The organism is Romboutsia sp. 13368 (assembly GCF_018336475.1).
Lineage (GTDB): Bacteria > Bacillota > Clostridia > Peptostreptococcales > Peptostreptococcaceae > Romboutsia.
The window spans coordinates 743,662-744,801 of the sequence record NZ_CP048741.1 but is presented as its reverse complement, the minus strand read 5'-3'; the positions used below and the strand labels follow the sequence as shown (position 1 = coordinate 744,801).

At 27.5% G+C, this 1,140-nt stretch carries 1 protein-coding gene; it reads right to left on the bottom strand.

Features of this window, described 5'->3' with window-relative positions; genetic code table 11:
• Nucleotides 1-20: 20 nt before the first annotated feature.
• Complete coding sequence (locus tag G3997_RS02965; RefSeq protein WP_296647850.1) at nt 21-965, bottom strand: L-lactate dehydrogenase; 945 nt, start codon at nt 963-965, stop codon at nt 21-23.
• Nucleotides 966-1,140: the final 175 nt, after the last annotated feature.

Here is a 1,140-nt window from a genome sequence, read left to right as displayed (position 1 = left end):
TCTATTTTTAAGTATTTATTTTATATATCTAGTTTACATATATTTTCTTTCATTATTTCAATAGACTTGTCTAATTTTTCTTTTTCTTCAGTATCTAATGGAAGATGTATAACTTCTCTTACTCCATCCTTATTAACTATACTTGGTACAGCAATATATACATCATCATGACCATACTCACCGTTTAAATAAGATGATACTGTAAGTATTGTATTTTCATTTTCAAGTATAGCCTTAGTTATTTTTGTTAATGCCATTCCTATTCCATAGTATGTTGATCTTTTACATTCAATTATTTTATAAGCTATGTTTCTAACTTCATCTTCTATTTGACCTAAATCATCAAAACTTAAATTAGTATCTTTTCTTGATGCAATTTGGTATATCGGTTGAACTCCACAAAGTGCATAACTCCATGGTACAAATTGAGAATCTCCATGTTCACCCATGACAAATGCATTTATATCTTTAGGATTTACATCTAATCTTTCACCTAATGTATATCTAAGTCTCGCTGAATCTAATGTAGTTCCAGAGCCAATTACTTTTGACTTATCATATCCTGATAACTTCCAACAAACATAAGTCATTATATCAACTGGATTTGTTGCAACTAATATTATACCATCAAATCCTGATTTTTTTATTTCACCTATAATAGATTTCATTATCTTAGTATTTTTTTGCAATAAATCTAACCTAGTTTCACCTTCTGCTTGTATAGCTCCTGCTGTTATACATATTAAATATGCATCTTTACAATCACTATAATCCCCTGCATATATGTTCATTTTTCTAGGTGCGAAACTAAGACCATGGTTTAAGTCTATAGCCTCTCCCTCAGCACGCTTTTTATCTATATCTATTAAAACTAGTTCTTCACATGTACCTTGATTTACCATAGAGTAAGCATAACTCATACCAACCATTCCAGTACCTACTATTACAACTTTATTCTTCTCCATTATTATCCTCCCTGTAAACTTTATTTAGTTCTTACCATTGTATACACTATATATTTTTATATACCCATATATGTTAATTTTTAACATMATTACTTTAATTTGAATTATTTATATTATTTTAGGCAAGTTTAAAATTAATTATTAATACTAATTTATTTTAAGTAAATAATGTATA

Excerpts from the sequence above, each read along its gene's own strand:
- G3997_RS02965 (WP_296647850.1), bottom strand. The coding sequence starts at position 965 with ATGGAGAAGAATAAAGTTGTAATAGTAGGTACTGGAATGGTTGGTATG.